Raw genomic sequence first — 15,773 nt, 5'->3', positions numbered from 1 at the left:
GGAATCAACACATGCATTTTTCCAAAGACCGCATAGCCGCACTTGAAAAACACACACGCACACACTTTATAAATTCGCTGTCAGGATTTAAAAGTGCCAACCTAATTGGCACGCAAGATGAACAAGGCAATACCAATTTAGCCATTGTTAGTTCGGTTATTCATTTGGGCGCACACCCGCCGCTAGTAGGCATGATAATGCGCCCGCACAGTGTACCAAGGCATACATTCGAAAATATTATAGAAACGGGCGTTTATACTATAAACCAAGTAAATAGTGATATTTACCAGCAGGCACACCAAACCTCTGCCCGCTATAGCAAAGACGAGTGCGAGTTTGATGCAACCAACTTGACTAAAGAATACTTAAACGAGTTTAACGCCCCCTTTGTTGCGCAAAGTCGACTCAAATACGCGGTAAAATTTGTTGAGAACCAACATTTAGCGGTCAATGGTACCGAATTGGTTATTGGTGAAATAATGGATGTATATGTGGATGAATCAGCACTCCAAAGTGATGGTTTTTTAGATTTACAAGCCATTGATACGGTTGCAGTAACCGGATTAGATAGCTACCACACGGCAAACAAGCTTAATCGCTTACCCTATGCAAAAAAATAACCTCAAGCCTACCAAATTGGTAGGCTAATTTCTTTATTTATTCACACACTGCGCTACTTACCAATCGCAATTAATTTGAAATTAAACTGTTAAACCTACACACTATGCAAAATTTTGTAGGAGAAATGTATGACCACAGTTGGTATTGGTACTCACACACCCGAGCAAGCACTTGCTAGTTTAAGTAATATGACCCACTCAGTAACGCCAATTCAGGCCGATGAGTATTTAGCGCGTATGGCCAAAGCGCAAGCTTATATGCAAGCGAACAACATTGATACCATTTATTTAAACGCAGGTACCAACCTAACCTATTTTACCGGAATGAAATGGTATGCCAGTGAACGACTTGTTGGCGCTATTTTACCTGCCGTAGGTGATGTGCAATACATTGCTCCACATTTTGAAATTGGTTCTTTAAATGGCTTTAAGGTTATTGATGGCCCAATACACGGCTGGCAAGAGCATGAAAGCCCGTTTGAGCTATTCGTTAAAGTGCTTAAGCAGCTTAATATTAGCGACACTGCTACCGTTGGTATTGATGAAAGCGCCCAGTTTTTTATTTTTGATGGTATCAATAAAGCCAGTTCAGGGTTAAAACTAGTTAACGCACAACCTGTAACCGCACATTGTCGAATGCATAAATCAGCCAATGAATTAGCATTAATGCAATGTGCCATGGATATGACTTTAGCGGTTCATCAGGCTACAGCGAGCATGCTTTATGAAGGCATTAGCACCGTAGAAGTCGAAGAATTTATAAAAAAAGCCCATCAAAAAGTAGGTGCACCGGGCAATTACTTCTGTATTGTATTATTTGGCCTTGCTACCTCATTCCCACATGGCGTAAAAGACCCACAAATTTTGAAAAAAGGCGACATGGTGCTCATCGATACTGGATGTAAAGTGCACGATTACCTTTCTGATATTACGCGTACTTATGTATTTGGTGAAGCAACCAGCCGACAACGCCTGTTTTGGGATTTTGAAAAAGCGGCACAATTAGCAGCTTTCAATCAAGCAGCCCTTGGCAAAACCTGTGAATCGGTTGATCAAGCCGCTCGCAGCTACTTAGCAGCACAAAATTTAGGACCTGAGTATCAAACACCAGGTTGCCCACATCGTACAGGCCATGGTATTGGTTTAGACATTCACGAATGGCCTTATTTAGTGGGGGGTGATAAAACCCCGCTTGCCACAGGCATGTGTTTCAGTAACGAACCTATGCTAGTCATTCCAGATGAATTTGGGGTGAGATTAGAAGATCACTTTTACATGACAGATGACGGTCCGCGCTGGTTTACCCAGCCAAGTTACAGCATTGACGACCCATTTGGTTTAAACAGCTAATATGTAAAAAGAGCAGCACCTTCGCTGCTCTTTTTGTGTTCAATGATTGATAATGTAGACTTCATCCCAATATCCATTGTTATTACTAAGCAATCCTTCAAGGATCCCTATGAAAAACTTAAAAATTGATATCGTCTCAGACGTAATGTGCCCATGGTGTATTATCGGTTACAAGAACCTAGAAACCGCATTGACCGAGCTAAAAGAAGAAATGAGTGCGGATATTACATGGCACCCATTTGAGCTTAATCCAGATATGCCACTTGAAGGACAAGACTTAAACGAGCATTTGCAGCAAAAATACAGCTTAACCGAAGAAGAAAGCGCGCGAAATCGTCAAAACATGGCGGATGCGGGTGAACGAGCTGGCTTTACCTTTAATTTTGACGGTAAACGCATCATGATCAACAGCTTTGATCTACACCGCTTGCTAATGTGGGCTCGTGAAGAAGGCAAGCAAACTGAGTTAAAATTGGCGTTTTTTGAAGCACACTTCACCGATTTAAAATATTTAAATCAAGAAGATGCATTACTAGATGTGGTAGAAAAAGTCGGCCTTAACAAAGACACAGCCCGCGATATTTTACACTCAGATAAATACGTACAAGCGGTTCGCGAAGAGCAAAATAACTTTAAGCAAATGGGTATTACTTCAGTGCCTACTTTTATTATAAATGATAAGTATGCTCTTACTGGTGGGCAGCCGAGTGAGTCATTTATTCAAGCACTTAAGCAAATAAGTGAAGAAGAGGCTCAGCAATAAAAACCCTACTTTAAAAGTAGTAATTAGTTATTCAATTTGAATACAAGCCGTTTTTTAAGGTGGTTATCTTTCTCAATATACCCATAAAATTGCTCATATAGCGCATTAAGCTCGCCTTTTTGCGCTAATTTATCAAGGCCTTTTTGTAATAACTCAATAATGTGTTTATTTTCTTTGTTAGAATAAAAATAATACTGACTAGTGTATTGCAGCATTATGTTTGGTTCGATCACAAAGTCGTATTGTGAATATTTGTTTATTTCGGCTTGAATTGCCGTAACTGAGCGAGGGAAGTAATCTCCTAAGCCTTCATCTAACGCTTTGAGCATTCCAAAGTAATCAAGCTCTCCGTTAACAGTTAATCCATTTTTCTTTAACACATAATAATCAGACCAACTTTGCTGCTGAAGCGCGATCAGCGGTTTAAGTTGTTCTAAGCTATTTATTTTTGCAAAGTCGGCTAAGCGGTCTTTTTTAATCATCAGGAGACGCTTCGCATGAAGGCCTCGGTAAATTGGATAACTTGTATATAAAAGGTTATTTGTTTGAGATTCTGCCAAGCTTAACCAAGCTAGAGTTATCTCTGAATTCTTGTTCAAACTTTCTAAAATACGCTTATTATTCATTGGCTTATCTGTATAAGAAAAGCTTAACGTAGTCCCCACTTCTGCAAAAGCTTTTTTTAATAAGGTTGTGATATAGCTATTTTTTTGGGTAAATGGTGCATTTGGCTTTGCCAGTACAAGCACTATATCTTCTTGTGCACTATAAGCATTATTAATTGAACTAAAAAGCAACCCCAATAAAATTAAAATACGACTGAAAAATAAGCATAGCTTCATTCTTAGCTCCTACTATCGAATGGACTAACAACGCCGTTTTTAAATAAATCCCATATAAAAATGAGCGGTTCAATGACAAACATTGTAGCAGACAAATTAAATTGCAGTATAACTACTAATAAAGGGGTTGTATTTTAAGGCTAAATGAGGTTATTTAAGTACGATAAAGCACCTTAATAACATGCCAGCCAAATTTTGTTTTTACTAAATGCGGTTCTAAAATTGCGCCGCTAAAAGCGATTTTATCAAACTGCGGTACCATTTGGCCGCGTCTAAACTCACCTAAATCTCCGCCCTTTTTGCCCGACGGGCATGACGAATACTTTTTAGCTAAGGTTTGATACTTTGCGCCTTTGCCTAATTGCTTAATGATATCTTCTGCAATTTCTTTGTGTTTCACTAAAATATGCAGTGCGTGCGCTGTATTTGCCATGAAAAAGCCCTTAAAACCTATTTACTAGTAATCTAACGCCGCGATTTTAGCACAGCCTTAGTGATCGAGCACTTGCTAAAAGTGTGGCTATAAGTAGTGATCTTTATCTTTTTGATGAGGAATTCGACAGTATTGGTATTTGCCAAATAATGTATAACGGTTTTTAGCTACTTTGTTATAAAACCAATCTGTCACTTTTCGCGGTAATAACTTAAATACGCTAAGCAACTTCCACGGATACCCTAATTGACTGAATATACGAAAAACGGCTTGGCTTCGGGTATAGGGTTTTTGTCCTTCTATATATACCATCGAAGTAAAATCGGTGGTCGAAAAACCAAATTGAGCAAGTAATGCTTGCCCTGCTGGCGATTGCACGCTGCACAATTTAAATTTTATGCTAGGATCGTGAGCTATAACAAAATTGCACCATGCACTACACAGCTTACATTGCGCATCGAATAAAATAATTCTTTGGTTTTGCATTATTGCTGCACTGGTTTTTTTTGTAATTTACGCTGCAGTGTCCGCCTATGCATATTTAGCTGCCTTGCAGTCATTGATACATTACCGTTATTACTGTGTAAAACATGCTGAATATGCTCCCACTCTAGACGCTCGGGCGACATAACCCCTTCAGAAATTTCGGTTACTGTCGTACTTACCAGCTCTACCTTAAGTGCTTTTAATAAACTTGCCATATCAACTGGTTTGGTCAAATAGTCATTAGCGCCTAAGCGCATCGCCTCAACCGCCGTTGCTATACTTGCAAAGCCAGTCAGCAATACAATATGAGCATGTGTGAGTAAATGGCGCAGCGGTGCAATCAGCGTCAGTCCATTCTCATCAGCCAGCTTCATATCTAATAAAATACAGTCAGGCTGTTGCTGGCGAGCCTTTAGAAGTGCATCAGTGTGATTATGTGCGATCTCGCAATTAAACCCGTATTTAGTTAACCGCCGCGCCAACGTCGCTGCTAAATTGATATCATCCTCAATAATAAGTAGCTTCATGCTTTTGTCCCTGCTGTTAATAGTGGCAAAGTTACTTTTGCAACCGCCCCGCCTTCGGGGTGATTATATACCGTCAACGAGCCGTTTAACCGCTCAAAGGTGGCGTTTGATAACATAACCGCTATTCCCATGCCTTGCTCGCTCGGCATGAGCTGCCCACCTAATTCAGCTAATTGCGAGGGTGAAAAACCAGCGCCAAAGTCCCGAACAACGAAAGCAATACTTTGTACATCCGGCTGTTGCCAACTCAATTCTAATTGCATTTGAGCGTGTTTTTGATTAGCAAGAACCGCATTTTGTAATAAATTTAAAATTGCAGGAAACAGCATAGCATCACTTTGTAAAGTGGCTTCGGGTGCCTCATTAAGCCAAATTATTTGCTGATCTGGGTAGTGTAATAATAGGGTATCATTCAACTTTGCTTGCAGCTGCTTAGCCTCAATCGGTACTTGAGTTTGTTTATTACGAAGCTGCACTGAGAGCATTCTAAAATCATCCAGCTGAGTGCGACACTGCGACAGCGGTATTCGCATTTGCTGAATGACATCATTATTGGGATGCTCTTCTAAAAGTTCTTCAAACAATAATTGTAAATTAGCAATCGGTGTTGCTAATTGATGAGTAATTTGCGCCGCTGCGCCATCGAGGATAACCAGTTGTTCACTGCGCAGCTGTTTTTCTCTAACCTTCGAAATAGTTCGCTCACGCTGCTGTAAAGCACGGTTCATAGCCCCTATAACTAAGGCTATCACACAGGCACTTAGAACAAAATTAATCCACATACTAATAAAATGACCGCTCATATTTATTTGGTGCATACTGTGTTCGGGCATTTTAATTAATAATAAACTGTAGGCGGCAATGGCCAACACAGCAATATAGGCAAGCCCTCGAGCACCCAATGTTATTGCGGCTATCATAATAGGTAGTAATAGTAACGACACAAATGCGTTAGTTGCGCCACCGCTTAAAGACAACAAAATAGTTAAAAAAAGCACGTCTGCGGTCAGTTGCATCAACATACCAGCGGGCTTTGCTTGGCTTACCTGTCGGTAGGCAAAGACACTGGCTAACTGAAAAACCGCCTCAACAGCAATAACCCCTAACAGCGGCATAAGTGCAATTTGGTGTTCTAGTAAAAAATAAACACTGAGTACCGCAATAAGCTGGACAACAATGGCACCACTGCGCAGCATTAATAATCGGCTAATAGCCGGGTCGGTTTTTATTAACACAATAAGGTTCACCTGTTTGAATATACACTGCTTTGTTATCCATTATAAATAATGCTTTTTACAGTAATGATTCCATAATATGCGCCTCATATTAGCTGCTCACTCAGCCGCACTCAAGCATATATAGTCAACAAAGCGTTCGTATTCTAATATGTGTATAAGGCCTATGAGCTATCGTGTAAAACACACAGAATCATTAAAATCATTTGATTAACACAATAAAAACAAGCCACTTACCTTTAAACAAAAATGCAGCAAATAGTCCGTAAAATAGCAGTAATTACTATGCAAACCATGCTATAAACTAGTGTTAACAGCTAATTTTTGTTATAACGTATTCATTAGACGAACACGTCATACCACTTTTAAGAGAACACACTATGCCTTACGCACATATCACTGGTTGGGGTAAATGCATTCCACCAGCCAGCATCAGCAACGACGAAATAAGTGAAATTGTAGATACCACCGATGAGTGGATCACCACACGTACCGGTATTAAGTCTCGCAGAGTTAGCCATGTTAGTACTGCCGAGCTTGCCAGTGTGGCTGCAAAGCACGCCATTGCATGTGCAGGCATAGATGCAAAAGATATCGATTTAGTTATTTTAGCAACATGCACACCGTCAACTGTAGTGGCAAACACCGCCTCATTAGTACAAAAAAATATAGGTGCCACAGGCGCTGCAGCCATGGACACTAACGCAGCATGTTCTGGTTTTTTATATGCTTTACAAGCTGCGACAGCGCAAATACAGGCTGGGATGATCAAAAAAGCCGTAGTTATTGCCGCTGAACGCATGACGTGGTACGTAAACTGGGCACGACGCGACAGTGCCGTTTTATTTGGTGATGGTGCCGGTGCCGTTGTGCTTGAAGCAGCAGAAACACCTGCTGGATTACTAGGGACTAAAACCGGCTGTGACAGCGAAGATCGTGATATTTTACACATTACTAATTTTGGCAGTGATTTAAATAAATATGAGCCAATTGGCCCATCAGACCTTTTATTTGAAGGGCGTGAAATATTTAAACGTGCCGTTAAAGGCATGAGTGAAGCCTGTGACGATGTGCTTGAACAAGCCAACCTCAAGTTAGACGATATCGATGTACTAGTTCCGCATCAAGCTAACTTACGCATTATTCAAGCAATTCAACACCGTTTAAAGGTTGAAGACAGCAAAGTAATGGTAAACATTGGCGAATACGGTAATACCTCTGCTGCAACGATTGCCATTGCGCTGTGTGAGGCCGTTGAGCAAGGTTTAATTAAGCCGCATGCCAATATTATGTCGGCTGCATTTGGAGCAGGCCTAACGTGGGCGGCAAGCTATATCAAATGGGGCGAGCGAGTAACACCCATTGCTGTTAGCGATGCTAAACTTCCACCGTGTGATAAAACAGGTTTAGAGCTTGTTGCACCAGCTGTAAAAGCCTGTAAAGACGCAGAGCCTAGCTAAAAGCTAATATTACACCAAGCAAATATGTATTTATAAACAGCGCACTGCTTTCAGTGCGCTTTTTGCTTTTTAAGGAAAATTTATATGCAGCTATTAGGCATTCATCATGTAGCCATTATTTGCAGTAATTACCCTCGCTCTAAACATTTTTATAGTGAAATATTAAAACTTACAATTATCAATGAGCATTATCGAGCAGAGCGAAAGTCTTATAAGCTCGATTTAGCTTTACCAGATGGTAGTCAGTTAGAATTATTTTCGTTTAAAGATGCGCCAAGTAGACCAAGCTATCCCGAAGCACAAGGACTTAGACATTTAGCATTTAAGGTTAGTAGTGTAGAAAACAGTAAAACGTACTTAAAGTCGCATGGAATCGACGTAGAAGAAATAAGAGAAGATGAAATAACCGGCAAAAAATTCACCTTTTTTGCCGATCCAGATGGTTTACCCCTTGAGTTATATGCGCTTTAACATCAAATAACTCAAGGCAAGATATGTTTGATTTAGTTAACCCTAGTTAGGTTAGTTAAATCGATTTTGTAGGTAAGTAAATACTGCACGAACACCCAGAGCTTCACCACCTGCTGGGCGCCCTGGTAATGCTCGTAAGTTCCATGCCATTACATCAAAGTGAACCCATGGTGTATTTGGCTCTACAAACTCTTTTAAATAAAGTGCAGCGGTTATTGCACCACCAAATGGCGTGCTTGAGCAGTTAGTCATATCAGCCACATCGCTTTTCAAAAATGGTCTGTATTGCTCAAATAACGGTAATTGCCATACAGGGTCATTAACTTGCATCCCCGAGTCCATAATCGCATTAGCTACATCACGTTCCGTTGAGAAAAAGCCTGGCAGTTCTGTCCCTAAAGCAACACGGCACGCACCAGTTAAGGTAGCAAAGTCAATGATTAATTCAGGATCATCGTTTTGTGCTTCGCTTAACGCATCACACAGTACTAGTCGCCCTTCTGCATCAGTATTATCTATTTCAACCATAATACCTTTACGAGTTTTTACTACATCGCCAGGGCGAAATGCATTGCGCGAAACAGCATTTTCAACCGCAGGGACTAACACGCGAAGGCGTATTGGTAAGTTAGCAGCCATAATTAATTGAGCCAAGGCAATAACGTGCGCTGCCCCACCCATGTCTTTTTTCATGTTGCGCATGCCTGAACTTGGTTTTAAATCCAGCCCACCTGAGTCAAAACATACACCTTTACCAACTAACGTAATCTGAGGCGCATCAACCGCCCCCCACTTTAAATCGAGTAACCGTGGTTTGTTTTCACTTGCACGTCCTACCATATGAATAGTTGGGTAATTTTGCTCTAGTAACTCATCGCCTACCCATTGGGTAAACTCACCGTCAAATGTATCAGCTAAATCGCTCATAACTTGCGATAAGTGCTGCGGCATCATATCGGCAGCGGGGGTATTTACTAAGTCACGGGCAAGATTAATTGCATCAGCCTGTTGTTTTAATTGTTCGTATAATGTTTTATCAGCAATGCCAAGCTGAGCTTTCGCTGTGGCTTTTTGCTTGTACTCACTGAACTCATAACCACCTAACACAAAACCTAAAGCAAGTTGAGAAACTAAAGATTTATCGCCTTGAATTTGATAGCAGCCTTTAGGTAATTTACTTGCGAGATCGCCTGCGGCCCAAAAATCATCGGCTCGTTGCATAATGCAAAATACGTGGCTTAATTCACCGGTTTCTGAGTTTGGTATTAACGCCAGTCCAGACTTTTCAAAATCGGTATTTACAAGCCACTGCTGCACAAAGCTTGGTTGCTGAGTAAGCCAGTCTATTAATTCATTTTTAACAATAAAAGATAGAGGAATTCCTGAAGAGGTATGACGAAGTAAAGCGCTCATTAATGACTCACATAATAGAAAATGATGCCTTAGCATAACAATAAGCACTGTTAAAAGGTATAGCTAATTATGTTCTACTAGCTCACTTCTTTTCGGGGGGGGTTGAGTCTTGCTGTTGGTTTTGTTGAGCAATTTGTTGATCAATTTCTTTAATAGGCTTATTCATACTAAAAGAACTCGGCAATACATCAACGCCCACTAACTGCCCTAGTTTAACAACCAATGGAATAGTTAATGGTGCAAACGGTAATAACGCAAACACGCCTAGCCCCAATCCTTTTAATATATCAACAAACTGCTCGTTGGCGCGTTTTAGCTCTGCTTTGTTTGTTTGCCCTTGGGTATAACGCCTATAAGTTATTAGCATTTCTTTGGTTTCTTGCTTTTCCTGAGCAAGGGCTATTTTAAGCGCGACCATAGCACGACGAAAGCGTAGTTGTTGTCGCTTTTTACTTATTTTAGCAACCCGCCAGGGTGCACGATGAATGACTTTATATAATCGCATAGCCTGTATTCTCACACAGCACTCTAAGTTCACAAAGAATAATTTACACGCTTTATTCAATCATTTATTCTAAGCGTCCTTTTTTCCACTTTTGTAATAAAAAATGCAAAAAAACATCCCTAGTACTAAACCCGAAAGACCAAAATCTGATGAATGCTGTGGCGGCGGAAGCTGCTGCCCTTGCGTGTGGGATGAATATAAAGAAAAGCTGGCTGCATGGAAAAAACACCATAGTGAAAATATCAACAGTAAGTCAATTTAATTCAATAATAGAAAATAACTAAAATAGCTTATTTAAATAGTTATTATGTATCAATGCCTGCTTTTACCGCCTTTTCTCGCTCTAGTTATGATTAACCCTGCGTTGTTTTTAGATAAACCATTTGTTTCAACTTGTTAAATACTAGTTAATTAGCCATTGCCCTCTTTAGTTTTTTTATCTATAGTCTATTTCGAGGACTCACAGGAGGTGCGCTTAATTAATTAAGCTTTTAGGAGTGAGTTAGCAATATTTGCTCCCCATTGAATGTGAAATGTCCACAATAATAAGTCAGTAAATAGACTATACAAATCAATTCTAACTGGGGATATTTAGAATGAAATTAAAAAGCAATGCGCTTCAACAGGCGATCAAATTTGCTCTAGCAACAACAGCCGCAGGCTTGTTTGTTTCTGGTTCAGCAATTGCTCAAGAAGAGCAAACCGAAGTTAAAGTAAACAAAAATGTAGAAAAAATTGCCGTAGTTGGTACGCGCTCTGCGCCTCGCTCTATTGGTGATTCACCTGTACCTATCGATATTATCGGTGGCGAAGAGCTTAGCAAATCAGGTAATACTGATATGTTAGAGCTATTAAAAGGGGCTATTCCTTCTTTAAACGTTCACTCAATGCCAATTAGTGATGCTGCATCATTAGTTCGCCCTGCAAATTTACGCGGATTACCTTCAGACAGTACACTCATTCTATTAAACGGTAAACGCCGTCACCGCGCATCTGTTATTGCCTTTTTAGGTGGTGGTATAAACGATGGTGCTCAAGGTGCCGATATTTCAGTTATTCCAAGTATTGCACTAAAACAAGTAGAAGTACTGCGTGATGGTGCTGCTGCACAATATGGTTCTGATGCAATTGCAGGGGTTTTAAACTTCCAACTTAAAGATGCCTCAGAAGGCGGATCGTTTGAAGTTCGTAAAGGTCAATATTACGAAGGCGACGGTGATACAACCCAAATTTCAGGTAATGTGGGCTTACCATTTACCGATAGCGGTTTTGCAAATTTAAGTTTTCAGTACAAAACAGCCGATGCGACCAGCCGTTCTGTACAAAGAGCCGATGCCACAGCACTTGATACTGCAGGCGTTCCAGACATTGCCCCAATCACCCAAGTATGGGGTGCACCTGAGGTAGATGACGACATCTCTATCTTTGGTAATGTTGGTTTAGAGCTAACTAACGACTCTCAATTTTATATGTTTGGTAACTACTCAGAGCGTGATGTACGCGGTGGTTTTTATTACCGTAACCCGCATACTCGCCCTGGTGCATACTCAAACGATGGTGGCGAAACACTTCTTGTTGGTGACTTAACCGGTGATATGAGCGGTAACTGTCCAACCATTATGATTGATGACAACGTTCTTGATAACCCTGACTACATTAATGGTGTAGCAAACAACCCTGATTGTTTCGCATTTAACGAAATGCTTCCGGGCGGTTTTACACCAAACTTTGGTGGTAATATAACCGATACGTCACTTACTATTGGTACTAAAGGTGAGTTTACTGGCGGCTTTTTAGAAGGCGCTTACTATGATTTAAGCGGTACGGTAGGGTATAACGAATCTCGCTACTTTATATACGACACAATCAATGCATCATTGGGTCCAGATAGCCCGCGTGATTTTAGCCCAGGTAAATATGAACAATTAGAGAAAAACTTTAATTTTGATATTTCAAAGGGTTTTGACTTTGACTTAGCTTACGATGTAAACATTGCCGGTGGTCTAGAATGGCATGAAGAAACCTTTACCGTAGTAGCAGGCGATGAAGCTTCGTTTATTGCCGGTCCATTAACTGATCAAGGTTTTGGTATTGGTTCTAACGGTTTCCCTGGGTTTAAACCATCAGATGCAGGCGAATATGACCGTCGTAACTACGCCGCTTATATTGATATTGAAGCGCCATTTACTGAAGAGTTTTTAATGGGCTTAGCGCTTCGCTACGAAGACTACGATACCTTTGGCTCAACCACTAACTATAAGTTAATGGGTCAATACCACCTTACTGAAGATTTAAATATCCGTGGTTCAATTAGCACCGGTTTCCGTGCACCTACGGTAGGTCAAGCGAATGTTAGTAACGTACAAACTAACTTAAGCAGTGGTGTACTGGTAGATTCAGCCTTGTTACCACCTACAAACCCAATTGCTATTCAATTAGGCGGTACTGAACTTGAGCCTGAAGAATCACAAAGCTACACCTTTGGTGCGGTGTATACTATTGGCGATTTATTCTTAACGGTTGATTACTACAACATCCAAGTAGATGACCGTATTAGCCAATCAGATAAAATTGAACTTAGCCAAGCAGATAAAGACACCCTTGAAGCTGCGGGCGTACCTAACGTACAAAACCTTGCGCAAGTTAGTTTCTTTACTAATGACTTTGATACCACTACACAAGGTGTTGATTTAGTTGCTAACTACTCAGCTGAATTGTTCAGTGGTAGCTCTACATTTAGCTTAGCGTACAACTGGAATGAAACAGAAGTAACACGCTCAAGTGATATAACTGGTGCATTTAAAGTAAGTCGTCTTGAAAATGACTTACCTAATCACCGTGCAACACTAAGCTGGGCACAACAATGGGAAAGCTTTTCAGCATTTTCTCGCCTTAACTACTTTGGTGAGTACCAAGGTGTTCACGTAGATTATGATGAAACAGCTAAAATGGCTGACGCAGCTGTGACGTTAGATGTTGAAGTCACTTACTTCATGAATGACTCAATTAGCTTCTCATTAGGTGCACAAAACTTACTGGATCAAGAAGCAGAGAAACTTGATTTCACAGTGGCACCAAATAACAACTGGGGTGGTAAGTACTACGAAACATCTCCATACGGAATTAATGGTGGCTTTTACTACGCTAAAGCAACCTATACTTTCTAAAATGTGTTAACAATAAACAAAGGCGAAATGTGTGATGCATTTCGCCTTTTTATTGGCCTCAAATAATAACCTTACTCTCGCTTATTTTGCTGTTTTAGGGTTATAGTTAATAAAAAGAATATTGTTTGAATTATGTTACTAAAAAAAGCGAATGAATTATTAGCACAAAACAAGCTTAGAGAAGCTGAGTTTCATTACAAAACGCTTTTACAAGCAGAGCCTGATAATGGTGATGCCCTGTTTGGCCTAGGTAAGGTGGCGCTGCGTTTAGAACAATTTGATGCCGCTGTGTATATACTACAACGAGCGTGTCAGCACCTCCCTTATGTATTGGAACCTTTGTATGCATTAAGTGATGCATTTAATGCGGTCAACTCCCCTGAAGATGCGCAAAAAGTACTCGAATACGCAACAAGCATTGCCGCACACAACCCAGACACCCATTATTATTTAGCTCAGCACTATTTAACCTTTGGCGAGCTCGATAAAGCACAGTCAACGCTTGAGGAAGCATTAAAGCTTGGAATAGCACCGGTTACGGCTTATGTTTTATTTGAATTGGTACAATTAGGGCGTTTTAATAAAGCAAATAATTACATCGATCAGTTACACCACTTTTTAACTCAAACAAATAACCTACACTTAAAAATGGTCTGCTACTATGCTTTAGCTAAAAGTTACGACAAGTTAGACGATACTGATCAAGCGTTTAACTATTTTGTGATTGCCAATCAGCAACAACGTAAACTCAGTGAATTTAATACTGAAGATTTAATTGAGTTTTATGACCAACTTATTGAATATAACAATGAGAGTGTGCTCAATTTAGCAAAACTGAACAAACAGTACCCTGTCACACCCGTGTTTATTATTGGTATGCCACGAAGCGGTTCAACTCTACTCGAGCAAATGTTAGCAGGGCACAGTCAATGGGCAACGCTTGGAGAGGACACCAGTATTAGCAATAAGGTAGTGGCTTTTTTAGAACATAAAACAGGGTTACGCTATCCTCAATGCTTAACTAAACTAACAGCGCCGTTAATTAACCAAGCCAGAGCTATTTATTTAGATACGTTAAGTTCTTCGGGGAGCAACTGCACATATGTGATCAATAAACTGCCTAGCAATTACCAAAACTTAGGGTTAATTTATATTTTATTCCCAGATGCTAAGTTTATTAACCTGACCCGCAACTTTCACGCAACCGCATTTTCAGTGTTTACTAATTACTTTGCTGAAAACGAACCCTATTTTTGTGATTTAAATGAATTTGCTTTGTACCATCAGCTTTATGAAAAACTAATGAGCCATTGGCAGCAATTTAACCGCTTAGCTATTTATAATTTAAGTTATGAGCAGTTAATTGAAAGTCCCAAGGAACATTTAACCGCACTATTGAGTTATACTGGCTGCGAATTTGAACACACTTGTTTAGACTTTTACAAAAATAAAAGCGCCGTTACAACACTCAGTAAACATGCCATCAGGCAACCTGTAAATAACAAAAGCCTTGATAAATGGCAGCGTTATGAAGCCCCTTTACTTAGTTTGCTCTCGTTGCCTCAAACCAATTAAGCACATCCATAAACTGCTCTTGGCGTGCCTGTGGGTGAGTAAGCATATTAATATGGTCGTAATCTACTTTGTGCCCAAAGCGGCGACCATATATTTGCATTTTTTGCACCCCAGTACCTGATTCATCAATAAACTTTTGAATATCGATAGGCTGCGCCAATGCTTTATCTTTTACTGCAGCAATATGTAACGTTGGAGGAAGCGTAAGATTTGCTAATGTTTTAGCGTAGTCAAAGCCGTCATCACTGTCTATCCACGGATTTTGCTTAGCCCACTGCATACTTTGATAGTGCGACTTTTGAGTTTCATCATCACTGCCCCACTTTAAGCGTTTTGCCGGTAAATAACCGTGTTTTTTCGCTAAAATTGGTGCCATAAAATACCAAATCAAATTGGCCTGAAATAACTTTTTAGGGTGGTTATTAAATAGCGAACGCTTTGAACCAAAATAGGCACACGCTTTTACATCGTTTATCAGCTCAGGAAAGCGAGCAAACACGCTATTAAGCAACACCCCACCCCAAGAATGAGCAACTAAAAAGTCAGGTTTTTTACTCTCTAACTGTTCAATTTTTTCAATAAATGCCGGAATATCTTCAACAATCGCCTCAGTTTGTCCATACCGTGCTTGCTTACAAATAGCTGGCTTACTTTCACCACGCCCGCGTAAATCAGCTACGTAGCAACAATACCCTTGTTCAGCTAAAAAAGGCGCTAACCCTTTATTGCTATGAGTGTAAAATATTTTGCCATTTTCTACCGCACCATGAATTAATAACACCACAGGCCCACTTTGCTGCTGGTTGGCGATACGGCGCAAATGCAGTGTTTGATGGTCACCTAATTTAATAAAAACAGACTCTTGAGTAACTGCCAAAGCGAATTCCTTATAATTGCTAACAACTCATCCTACCAGTAATGACTGG

General features: G+C 40.2%; 16 protein-coding genes. 8 read left to right on the top strand and 8 right to left on the bottom strand.

Features of this window, described 5'->3' with window-relative positions; translation table 11 throughout:
* The first annotated feature begins 11 nt into the window (after nucleotides 1-11).
* From BW139_RS10980 to BW139_RS10970, 3 genes are all read left to right on the top strand, one after another.
* Nucleotides 12-620: a flavin reductase family protein gene (locus BW139_RS10980; RefSeq protein WP_076919669.1), complete on the top strand. Its 609-nt coding sequence runs from the start codon at nucleotides 12-14 to the stop codon at nucleotides 618-620.
* A gap of 129 nt (nucleotides 621-749) precedes the next feature.
* Nucleotides 750-1,970 (top strand): Xaa-Pro peptidase family protein, encoded by a 1,221-nt coding sequence (locus BW139_RS10975; RefSeq protein ID WP_076919668.1) that lies wholly within the window; start codon nucleotides 750-752, stop codon nucleotides 1,968-1,970.
* Between the two features lie 109 nt (nucleotides 1,971-2,079).
* Entirely contained in the window at nucleotides 2,080-2,733 is a 654-nt protein-coding gene (locus BW139_RS10970) for a DsbA family oxidoreductase (RefSeq protein WP_008112307.1), read from the top strand.
* Nucleotides 2,734-2,756: 23 nt separating this feature from the next.
* Here the strand turns inward: BW139_RS10970 and BW139_RS10965 are convergent, their stop codons facing one another.
* The 5 genes from BW139_RS10965 to BW139_RS10945 all read right to left on the bottom strand — a co-directional run bounded on the left by BW139_RS10965 (nucleotide 2,757) and on the right by BW139_RS10945 (nucleotide 6,256).
* The gene (locus BW139_RS10965; protein ID WP_076919667.1) at nucleotides 2,757-3,575 is read right to left on the bottom strand and encodes an ABC transporter substrate-binding protein; all 819 of its coding nucleotides are present in this window, start codon (nucleotides 3,573-3,575) and stop codon (nucleotides 2,757-2,759) included.
* Nucleotides 3,576-3,729: 154 nt separating this feature from the next.
* Nucleotides 3,730-4,008: a peptidylprolyl isomerase gene (locus BW139_RS10960; RefSeq protein WP_076919666.1), complete on the bottom strand. Its 279-nt coding sequence runs from the start codon at nucleotides 4,006-4,008 to the stop codon at nucleotides 3,730-3,732.
* An 87-nt stretch (nucleotides 4,009-4,095) separates the two neighbouring features.
* Nucleotides 4,096-4,494 (bottom strand): thiol-disulfide oxidoreductase DCC family protein, encoded by a 399-nt coding sequence (locus BW139_RS10955; protein WP_008112301.1) that lies wholly within the window; start codon nucleotides 4,492-4,494, stop codon nucleotides 4,096-4,098.
* On the bottom strand, nucleotides 4,494-5,021 hold the full coding sequence (locus tag BW139_RS10950) for a response regulator transcription factor (RefSeq protein WP_076919665.1): 528 nt from the start codon (nucleotides 5,019-5,021) through the stop codon (nucleotides 4,494-4,496). Before BW139_RS10950 ends, BW139_RS10955 begins: the two co-directional genes overlap by 1 nt.
* Complete coding sequence (locus tag BW139_RS10945; protein WP_076919726.1) at nucleotides 5,018-6,256, bottom strand: ATP-binding protein; 1,239 nt, start codon at nucleotides 6,254-6,256, stop codon at nucleotides 5,018-5,020. Before BW139_RS10945 ends, BW139_RS10950 begins: the two co-directional genes overlap by 4 nt.
* 380 nt (nucleotides 6,257-6,636) lie before the next feature.
* Here BW139_RS10945 and BW139_RS10940 point away from each other — a divergent pair, with 380 nt between their 5' ends.
* Nucleotides 6,637-7,716, top strand: a complete 1,080-nt coding sequence (locus BW139_RS10940) for a ketoacyl-ACP synthase III (protein ID WP_008112297.1) — start codon at nucleotides 6,637-6,639, stop codon at nucleotides 7,714-7,716.
* Nucleotides 7,717-7,800: 84 nt separating this feature from the next.
* The gene (locus tag BW139_RS10935) at nucleotides 7,801-8,187 is read left to right on the top strand and encodes a VOC family protein (RefSeq protein ID WP_076919664.1); all 387 of its coding nucleotides are present in this window, start codon (nucleotides 7,801-7,803) and stop codon (nucleotides 8,185-8,187) included.
* A gap of 51 nt (nucleotides 8,188-8,238) precedes the next feature.
* Here the strand turns inward: BW139_RS10935 and BW139_RS10930 are convergent, their stop codons facing one another.
* Both BW139_RS10930 and BW139_RS10925 read right to left on the bottom strand, forming a co-directional pair.
* The gene (locus tag BW139_RS10930; protein ID WP_076919663.1) at nucleotides 8,239-9,600 is read right to left on the bottom strand and encodes a M17 family metallopeptidase; all 1,362 of its coding nucleotides are present in this window, start codon (nucleotides 9,598-9,600) and stop codon (nucleotides 8,239-8,241) included.
* 82 nt (nucleotides 9,601-9,682) lie between these two features.
* Nucleotides 9,683-10,105 carry a hypothetical protein gene (locus BW139_RS10925; protein WP_076919662.1) on the bottom strand — a complete coding sequence of 141 codons (423 nt, stop codon included), beginning with the start codon at nucleotides 10,103-10,105 and terminating at the stop codon, nucleotides 9,683-9,685.
* A gap of 103 nt (nucleotides 10,106-10,208) precedes the next feature.
* On the opposite strand from BW139_RS10925, the gene BW139_RS10920 reads away from it, so the two are divergent.
* The 3 genes from BW139_RS10920 (at nucleotide 10,209) to BW139_RS10910 (ending at nucleotide 14,847) form a co-directional block, all read left to right on the top strand.
* Entirely contained in the window at nucleotides 10,209-10,367 is a 159-nt protein-coding gene (locus BW139_RS10920; protein WP_076919661.1) for an oxidoreductase-like domain-containing protein, read from the top strand.
* 334 nt (nucleotides 10,368-10,701) lie between these two features.
* Nucleotides 10,702-13,272, top strand: coding sequence for a TonB-dependent siderophore receptor (locus BW139_RS10915; protein WP_076919660.1), 2,571 nt, complete (start codon nucleotides 10,702-10,704; stop codon nucleotides 13,270-13,272).
* Nucleotides 13,273-13,404: 132 nt separating this feature from the next.
* Nucleotides 13,405-14,847 (top strand): sulfotransferase, encoded by a 1,443-nt coding sequence (locus tag BW139_RS10910; protein WP_076919659.1) that lies wholly within the window; start codon nucleotides 13,405-13,407, stop codon nucleotides 14,845-14,847.
* On the opposite strand, the gene BW139_RS10905 is transcribed toward BW139_RS10910, so the two are convergent.
* Nucleotides 14,816-15,724, bottom strand: a complete 909-nt coding sequence (locus BW139_RS10905; RefSeq protein WP_076919658.1) for an alpha/beta fold hydrolase — start codon at nucleotides 15,722-15,724, stop codon at nucleotides 14,816-14,818. The two genes, BW139_RS10910 and BW139_RS10905, sit on opposite strands and share 32 nt — an antisense overlap.
* Between the last annotated feature and the right edge of the window lie 49 nt (nucleotides 15,725-15,773).

Source organism: Pseudoalteromonas sp. SK18 (assembly GCF_001974855.1).
GTDB lineage: Bacteria > Pseudomonadota > Gammaproteobacteria > Enterobacterales > Alteromonadaceae > Pseudoalteromonas.
The sequence above is the reverse complement of the archived record's forward strand: the minus strand, read 5'-3'. Positions and strand labels throughout refer to the sequence as shown.

Excerpts from the sequence above, each read along its gene's own strand:
- BW139_RS10980 (WP_076919669.1), top strand. The coding sequence starts at position 12 with ATGCATTTTTCCAAAGACCGCATAGCCGCACTTGAAAAACACACACGC.
- BW139_RS10975 (WP_076919668.1), top strand. The coding sequence starts at position 750 with ATGACCACAGTTGGTATTGGTACTCACACACCCGAGCAAGCACTTGCT.
- BW139_RS10970 (WP_008112307.1), top strand. The coding sequence starts at position 2,080 with ATGAAAAACTTAAAAATTGATATCGTCTCAGACGTAATGTGCCCATGG.
- BW139_RS10965 (WP_076919667.1), bottom strand. The coding sequence starts at position 3,575 with ATGAAGCTATGCTTATTTTTCAGTCGTATTTTAATTTTATTGGGGTTG.
- BW139_RS10960 (WP_076919666.1), bottom strand. The coding sequence starts at position 4,008 with ATGGCAAATACAGCGCACGCACTGCATATTTTAGTGAAACACAAAGAA.
- BW139_RS10955 (WP_008112301.1), bottom strand. The coding sequence starts at position 4,494 with ATGCAAAACCAAAGAATTATTTTATTCGATGCGCAATGTAAGCTGTGT.
- BW139_RS10950 (WP_076919665.1), bottom strand. The coding sequence starts at position 5,021 with ATGAAGCTACTTATTATTGAGGATGATATCAATTTAGCAGCGACGTTG.
- BW139_RS10940 (WP_008112297.1), top strand. The coding sequence starts at position 6,637 with ATGCCTTACGCACATATCACTGGTTGGGGTAAATGCATTCCACCAGCC.
- BW139_RS10935 (WP_076919664.1), top strand. The coding sequence starts at position 7,801 with ATGCAGCTATTAGGCATTCATCATGTAGCCATTATTTGCAGTAATTAC.
- BW139_RS10930 (WP_076919663.1), bottom strand. The coding sequence starts at position 9,600 with ATGAGCGCTTTACTTCGTCATACCTCTTCAGGAATTCCTCTATCTTTT.
- BW139_RS10925 (WP_076919662.1), bottom strand. The coding sequence starts at position 10,105 with ATGCGATTATATAAAGTCATTCATCGTGCACCCTGGCGGGTTGCTAAA.
- BW139_RS10920 (WP_076919661.1), top strand. The coding sequence starts at position 10,209 with ATGCAAAAAAACATCCCTAGTACTAAACCCGAAAGACCAAAATCTGAT.
- BW139_RS10915 (WP_076919660.1), top strand. The coding sequence starts at position 10,702 with ATGAAATTAAAAAGCAATGCGCTTCAACAGGCGATCAAATTTGCTCTA.
- BW139_RS10910 (WP_076919659.1), top strand. The coding sequence starts at position 13,405 with ATGTTACTAAAAAAAGCGAATGAATTATTAGCACAAAACAAGCTTAGA.